The sequence below is a fragment of the Streptomyces odonnellii genome, from assembly GCF_000981895.1.
Taxonomy (GTDB): domain Bacteria; phylum Actinomycetota; class Actinomycetes; order Streptomycetales; family Streptomycetaceae; genus Streptomyces; species Streptomyces odonnellii.
Genome location: NZ_LATD01000217.1, coordinates 1 through 7526, shown reverse-complemented (window position 1 = coordinate 7526; position 7526 = coordinate 1). Strand labels below are relative to the sequence as shown.

Annotated in this window: 6 protein-coding genes; 2 read left to right on the top strand and 4 right to left on the bottom strand. The window is 71.7% G+C overall.

Going from position 1 to position 7526, the window contains the following annotated elements:
- The coding region (locus WH07_RS20485; protein ID WP_079023397.1) for an acetyl/propionyl/methylcrotonyl-CoA carboxylase subunit alpha at window positions 1–2024 on the bottom strand (2024 nt) is incomplete at its 3' end.
- A gap of 8 nt (window positions 2025–2032) precedes the next feature.
- Window positions 2033–3664, bottom strand: coding sequence for a carboxyl transferase domain-containing protein (locus WH07_RS20480; RefSeq protein WP_046501933.1), 1632 nt, complete (start codon window positions 3662–3664; stop codon window positions 2033–2035).
- A gap of 100 nt (window positions 3665–3764) precedes the next feature.
- Here WH07_RS20480 and WH07_RS20475 point away from each other — a divergent pair, with 100 nt between their 5' ends.
- Window positions 3765–4379 (top strand): SACE_7040 family transcriptional regulator, encoded by a 615-nt coding sequence (locus WH07_RS20475; RefSeq protein WP_046501930.1) that lies wholly within the window; start codon window positions 3765–3767, stop codon window positions 4377–4379.
- Between the two features lie 190 nt (window positions 4380–4569).
- Window positions 4570–5349 carry a phosphatase gene (locus WH07_RS20470; protein ID WP_046501927.1) on the top strand — a complete coding sequence of 260 codons (780 nt, stop codon included), beginning with the start codon at window positions 4570–4572 and terminating at the stop codon, window positions 5347–5349.
- 66 nt (window positions 5350–5415) lie between these two features.
- On the opposite strand, the gene WH07_RS20465 is transcribed toward WH07_RS20470, so the two are convergent.
- Both WH07_RS20465 and WH07_RS20460 read right to left on the bottom strand, forming a co-directional pair.
- Entirely contained in the window at window positions 5416–6573 is a 1158-nt protein-coding gene (locus WH07_RS20465) for an acyl-CoA dehydrogenase family protein (protein ID WP_046501925.1), read from the bottom strand.
- Between the two features lie 160 nt (window positions 6574–6733).
- A partial coding sequence (locus WH07_RS20460) for a helix-turn-helix domain-containing protein (RefSeq protein ID WP_046501923.1) occupies window positions 6734–7526 on the bottom strand: 793 nt, incomplete at its 5' end.

The window sequence follows — 7526 nt, the reverse complement described above, 5'->3', positions numbered from 1 at the left end:
GGTGCTGGGCCTTCCGCCGGGGCTGGGCCTTCGGCCGGGGCGGGCGTGATTCCGGGGGCCGGCGCGGGGTCCGGATCCGGGTCCGGTTCCGCGGTCGGCGTGATGACGGCCAGGATCTGATCCATGGCGACGGTGGAGCCCGGGGTGACATCCAGCTCGGTGACGGTCCCCGCGTGCGGCGCGGAGATCACATGCTCCATCTTCATCGCCTCGACGACGAGCAGGCTCTGCCCGGCGGCGACCTCGTCGCCCAGCCCCACCTTGACGACGGTGACCGTCCCCGGCATGGGTGCGACCAGCGAGTCCACCCCGCCTCCCCCGGCGCCCGCGCGCAGAGCGGCCTCGACCGGGTCGAAGTCCCGCACCTGCCAGCTCTCCCCGTCCCTGCCGAGCCAGTCGCCGGCCCGGTGGAAGGTATGGGTCACCTCGTCGACGGTGACCGTGACCCGGTCGGGCTCCACCTCGTACCTGTCCCCGGGCCGTACCCGCTGAGCAACGGGTTCGAGTCCCGGCACCCGCAGATGGTGTGTCACGGGGACGGGCGTGCCGCCCATGCGCCAGCCGTTCGGTACAGAGAAGGGGTCCACCCAGCCCTCCGGCGCTGCCGGCCGCAACTCCGCCTGCCGGACCGCTGCCGCCGCCGCGTACACCTCCGGCGGGACCCCGTCGGGCAGCAGGGAGTCCGCCGCCCGCTCCACCAGGCCCGTGTCCAGCTCGCCCGCGACGACCGACGGATGGGCCAGCAGCCGGCGGAGGAACGCGGCGTTGGTGGTGACGCCGAGAGTGACCGTCCCGGCCAGAGCCGCGCGGAGCTTGCGCAGCGCGGTGGGGCGGTCATGGGCGAAGGCGATGACCTTGGAGAGCATCGGGTCGTACGTACTGCCGACCTCGGCGCCCTCGGAGAGGCCCGAGTCCGTCCGTATCCCCGCGCCCTGCGGCTCGCGCAGCGCCAGGACCGTACCGCCGGTCGGCAGGAACCCCCGCGCCGGGTCCTCCGCGCAGATCCGGGCCTCCACGGCATGGCCAGTCAGGGTGATGTCGGCCTGGGCGAAGGGCAGTTCCTCACCGGCCGCGACCCGGAGCTGCCACTCGACCAGATCGAGGCCGGTGACCAGCTCCGTGACCGGGTGCTCCACCTGGAGACGCGTGTTCATCTCCATGAAGAAGTACGACGCGGGGTCGCCGCCGGGCACGATGAACTCGACCGTCCCCGCGCCCGCGTACCCGCAGGAGCGCGCCGCCTGGACCGCCGCCTCGCCCATGGCCGCCCGGGTCGCCTCGTCCAGCAGGACCGAGGGCGCCTCCTCGATGATCTTCTGATGGCGGCGTTGCAGCGAGCACTCGCGCTCGCCGAGATGCACCACGTTCCCGTGCGTGTCCGCCAGGATCTGGATCTCGATATGGCGCGGCCGGTCCACCCACCGCTCCACCAGCAGCGTGTCGTCCCCGAAGGAGGACCGCGCCTCGCGCCGGGCCGCCGCGATCTCCTCGGCCAGCAGCGATTCCGTACGCACCAGGCGCATGCCCTTGCCGCCGCCGCCCGCCGACGGCTTCAGCAGCACCGGCATACCGATCTCCGCGGCCGCCGCGGCCAGTTCGGCATCGGTCAGTCCGCTGCCGGAGGAGCCGGGCACCACCGGCACCCCCGCCGCCCGTACCGTCTCCTTGGCGCGGATCTTGTCGCCCATCAGCTCGATGGCGGAGGCGGGCGGCCCGATGAAGACCAGCCCCGCGTCGGCGCAGGCGCGCGCGAACGCCTCGTTCTCCGCGAGGAAGCCATAGCCCGGGTGGACCGCCTGCGCTCCCGTACGCTCCGCCGCCGCCAGCAGCCGCCCGATGGAGAGATAGCTCTCGGACGCCGCCGCCGGGCCGATACGGACCGCCGTGTCGGCCTCCCGTACATGCCGGGCGTCCGCGTCGGCGTCGCTGAAGACCGCGACCGAGCGCACCCCCAGACTCCGCAGGGTGCGGATGACGCGGACCGCGATCTCGCCGCGGTTGGCGATCAGAACCGTGTCGAACATTCCCACCCTCACATCCGGAAGACGCCGAAGCCGGGCGCCGTGCTGTCCCGCTGGGGCAGTGGGGCGTTGGCACACGCGGTCAGGGCCAGACCCACCCCCTGCCGGGTCTCCAGCGGGTCGATCACTCCGTCGTCCCAGAGGCGCGCGGTCGCGTAATAGGCGTTCCCCTGGGTCTCGTACTGTGCGCGGATCGGCGACTTGAACGACTCCTCGTCCTCCGCCGGCCACTCCTCGCCGCGCCCCTCCATCTGATCGCGCTTGACGGTCGCGAGCACGGAGGCGGCCTGCTCGCCGCCCATGACCGAGATCTTGGCGTTGGGCCACATCCACAGGAAGCGGGGGGAGTAGGCCCGGCCGCACATGGAGTAGTTGCCCGCTCCGTACGAGCCGCCGATGACGACCGTCAGCTTCGGCACGCGCGCGCACGCCACGGCCGTGACCATCTTCGCGCCGTGCTTGGCGATCCCGCCCGCCTCGTAGTCCCTGCCGACCATGAAGCCGGAGATGTTCTGGAGGAAGAGCAGTGGGATGCCGCGCTGGTCGCACAGCTCGATGAAGTGCGCGCCCTTCTGGGCGGATTCGGAGAAAAGGATGCCGTTGTTGGCGATGATCCCGACGGGGTGCCCATGGATCCGTGCGAACCCGGTCACCAGCGTCGTACCGAACTCGGCCTTGAACTCGGCGAACCGTGAGCCGTCGACGAGCCGCGCGACGACCTCGCGGACGTCATAGGGCGTACGGGAGTCCACCGGCACCGCTCCGTACAGCCCCGCGGGATCGGCCTTGGGCTCCTCGGCCGGCTCGACGGGCCAGGGGAGGGGGCCCCGGGCCGGGAGGGTGGAGACGATGGTGCGCACGATCCGCAGCGCGTGCGCGTCGTCCTCCGCGAGATGGTCGGTGACGCCCGAGACCCGGGAGTGGACTTCGCCGCCACCCAGTTCCTCGGCCGTGACCACCTCGCCCGTGGCCGCCTTCACCAGCGGCGGCCCGCCCAGGAAGATCGTGCCCTGCCCGCGTACGATCACCGCTTCGTCGCTCATCGCCGGGACATACGCGCCGCCGGCCGTGCAGGACCCGAGCACCGCCGCGATCTGCGGGATGCCCGCGCCGGACATCCTGGCCTGGTTGTAGAAGATCCGCCCGAAGTGGTCCCGGTCGGGGAACACCTCGTCCTGCATGGGCAGGAACGCGCCCCCGGAGTCGACGAGATACAGGCACGGCAGCCGGTTCTCCAGGGCCACCTCCTGGGCGCGGAGGTGTTTCTTCACCGTCATCGGGTAATACGTGCCGCCCTTGACCGTGGCGTCATTGGCGACGATCACCACCTCGCGGCCGCTGACCCGGCCGATCCCGGCGATCACCCCGGCGGCCGGGGCCGCGCCGTCGTACATCCCCTCGGCCGCGAGCGGCGCCAGCTCCAGGAAGGGCGAGCCGGGGTCGAGCAGCGCGTCCACCCGGTCGCGCGGCAGCAGCTTGCCGCGGGCCGTGTGCCGGGCGCGGGCCTTCTCGCCGCCGCCGAGCCTGGCCGCGGCGAGCCGGGCCCGCAGCCCCGCGGCCAGCTCTTCGTGCGCCGCCTCATTGATCCGCCAGGACTCTGCGGCCGGATCCGCGGCGCTCGCCAGCACCGGTGCCTGCTGCATCGCTCGAAGCTCCCTTCACCGGGCTCGCTGGGTTAGCGAGCGTTAACGTCGTTGCCTTCAGGTTAACGACCGCTAACAGCCCTGTCTAGAATGAATTCTCATGAGCACCAGGACCGCCGCCCCGACCCGCCGCGAGCAGATCCTCAAGCAGGCCGCGCGCCTCTTCGCCGAGCGCGGGTTCCACGGCGTCGGCGTCGACGAGATAGGGGCGGCGGTCGGCATAAGCGGCCCCGGTCTGTACCGCCATTTCGCGGGCAAGGACGCCATGCTCGCCGAACTGCTCGTCGGCATCAGCGGCCGACTGCTGGACGGCGGCAGACGGCGGGTGCGTGGAGCCGGGGAGACCGCGGACCCGGCCGCCGTACTGGCCTCGCTGATCGACGGCCATATCGACTTCGCCCTCGACGACCGCCCGTTGATCACCCTCCACGACCGCGAACTGGACCGGCTCAGGGACACCGACCGCAAGCTGGTGCGGCAGCTCCAGCGCCAGTATGTGGAGCTGTGGGTCGAGGTCGTACGGCAGCTCTACCCCGAAGTCCCCGAGTCCCAGGCCCGAGGCGCGGTCCACGCCGTCTTCGGACTCCTGAACTCCACCCCTCATCTGGGCCCCCACACCCCCGGCCTTCCGACTCGCACAGCAACAGAATCCCTGCTCCGCCGCCTGGCCCACGGCGCCTTCGCGGCCCTGGGCAACGGCGACGGCTCTCCGTGAGGCGCGGCGCCGGCTCTCCGTGACCCGGGGCGACGGTTTCCGTGAGGCGGGGGACACGGCTCTCCGTGAGGGCGGTTCCGGGGACCTGTGGGCCGTTCGGGCAGCGTCCGGTGCCGTTCGGAGCTGTCCGGAGCTGCCCGGAGAGCAGGACATCCGGCGCGGGGAGTGGGGCTGACGGCACAATGGGCTCATGCCGATACCCAGCCGCGCCGCCCTTGTCGACCACCTCGTCCGTACGCGTATCGCCGGAGACGTGGCCACCCCCCGCGACAACAACCTCTCCCACTACCGCAAGCTCGCCAACGGCGACCGCCACTACTGGCTGGGTCTTGAGCTGGGCGAGCGCTGGACCGACGAGCAGGACGTCCTCGCCGTGATGGCCGAGCGGTGCGGCGTCAATGACGACCCCGAGCACCGGGTCGGCCAGGACACCATCGACCCCGAGCTGACCGTCGATGCCCTGGAGCGGATGGCCGCCCGGCTGCGCAAGGCCGCCGCCGCCAAGGAGCGCGTACTGTTCGCGACGGGCCACCCGGGCGGGCTCCTGGACGTACACCGGCAGACCGCGGACGCCCTCAGGGCCGCCGGCTGCGAGATCGTCCGGATCCCCACCGGGCTCACCGCCGACGAGGGCATGGTCTTCCAGTTCGCCGACGTCGCCATGCTGGAGCGCGGCGCCACTCTCTGGCACACCCATTCGCCGGAACCGATGCGCGCGATCCTGGACGGGCTGGAGCGAGACGGCAGACCGCAGCCGGACCTGGTGGTCGCGGACCACGGCTGGGCCGGGTGCGCCGCCCAGCGCGGGCTCGACTCGGTCGGCTACGCGGACTGCAACGACCCCGCCCTCTTCCTGGCCGAGGCCGAGGGCACGATGGAGGTCACGGTCCCCCTGGACGACCATGTCACGGACCCGCGCTTCTACGACCCGATGACGGCCTACCTGCTGAACGAGGCCGGTCTCCTCTGACGCCTCCCTCTGACGCCTCTCCCCGGCTCGTCCCGGCTTCCTTCGGCCCTACCGCCCCATCGCCCGCTACAGCCCCATCGACTTGGCGATGATCATCTTCATGACCTCGCTGGTGCCGCCGTAGATACGGTTGACCCGGTTGTCCGCGTACAGCCGGGCTATCGGGTACTCGTTCATATAGCCGTACCCGCCGTGCAACTGGAGGCACTTGTCGATCACGCGGTGCGCCACCTCCGTGGTGAAGAGCTTCGCGGACGCGGCCTCGGCGGCGGACAGCTCGCCCAGATCATGCGCTTCCAGCGCGCGGTCGACCACCGCCTCCGCCGCGTCCACCTCGGCCTTGCACGCGGCCAGCTCGAACTTGGTGTTCTGGAAGGACGCCACGGACTTGCCGAAGACCGTCCGCTCCTGGACGTACTGCTGCGCGAACCTGACCGCCGCCGCTGCCTGGGCATAGGCACCGACGGCTATCCCGAGGCGCTCTTGCGGCAGATTCTGGCCGAGATAGGAGAAGCCCTTGTTCTCCTCGCCGAGCAGGTCCCCGACCGGCACCTTGACGTCCGTGAAGGACAGCTCGGCGGTGTCGGAGATCCTCAGCCCCAGCTTGTCGAGCTTGCGGCCGACCGCGTACCCCTCCGCCTTCGTGTCCACGACCAGCAGCGATATCCCATGGCGACGGTCCTCGGCGGACGGTGGCGCGGTACGCGCGCAGACGATCACCCGGTCCGCGTGGACACCGCCCGTGATGAAGGTCTTCGCGCCGTTGAGCACATAGTGCGTGCCGTCCTCGGACAGCCTGGCGGTCGTCTTCATCCCGGCCAGATCGGACCCGGTGCCCGGCTCGGTCATGGCGATGGCGTACATCGCCCTGCCGCTGACGAAGTCCGGCAGCCAGCGCTTCTTCTGCTCATCGGTCGCATACGCCTTGAGATATGGCAGGCAGAGCGCGACATGGACGCCCGAGCCGCCGAAGGAGACACCGGCCCGCGCGGTCTCCTCGGTGATGACCGCCTGGAACTTGAAGGACTCCTCGCCCGCGCCGCCGTACTCCTCCGGCACCTCGATACCGAAGATGCCCAGCTCACCGAGCTTGTAGTAGAAGTCGCGGGGCGCCTGGCCCGCCGCGTACCACTCGTCGTGGACGGGCACGACCTCCGCCTCGATGAAGGCGCGGATGGTCTCCCGGAACGCCTCATGGTCCTCGTTGTAGACGGTACGACGCACCGTAAGCCCCCTCTGTCCGTTCAACTCCGGCCGACCCGCGCCGACTCGGCTAAGCGCTTGCTCAGATCTAGTGGGAAGTTACCCGGGGGTCACCGGAGCTGTCCAGGGCTGTGGACAGAGCCTGTGGATAAGTGCCGCGCGGCCGTCGCGCATGTCACAGTCACAGGGAGCGCAGCGCGAACCACAGCTCCATCCGCACGTCGGCGTCGTCCAGGTCGGCGCCGAGGAGGGCCGCGCAGCGGGCGATGCGCTGGCGGACCGTATTGCGGTGCACGGCCAACGCCACCGCCGTACGGTCCCAGCTCCCGTGCAGCGAGAGCCAGGTGCGCAGGGTCTCGGCCAGCGCGGGGGAGCCGTCGAGCGGCGCAAGCCGGGCCCGGGCGTGGGCCGCGGCCTCCTCGGGCGCTACCAGCCCGGCGAGTCCAGCCTCGTGGTGGCGTACGAGCGGGGTGCGGGTGGCCTCCGCGCGGCGCAGCGCGCGCCCGGCGCGGAGGTCGGCGGCGGCCAGATCCGCGGGACCCACGGGGTCACTGACACCGAGGATCCAGCCCGGCTGGGCGGTGACCTCGCGGTCGGTGAGGATACGGACCGCCGCGCCGTCCGCCTCGACCAGCGCGCTGCCCAGGGCCGCCGCGAGCGCGCCCGCGGCGAAGGGGGTGGCACCGCCGCGCGCGTGGACCACGGTCCAGGGCCCGGCGCCGAGCAGGGGAGCGGCCTCGGCGGGCGTGGCGCCGAGGAGCAGCCTTACGAGCGCGGCGGAGCGGCCGGCCTCGGCCGCGCTCCGGTGGGACGCCGCGAGAAGGGAGAGCAGGACGACGGCGACACCGGTGATGGTGTGATCCCCGGGCTCACGGCCTCCGGCCGCCACGGCGACGCCGAGAACGAGGCCATGGCCACCGGCGAGGGGGTAGGCGGCGAGATGAGTGCCGTCGACGGTGTCGGCAGCGGAGGAG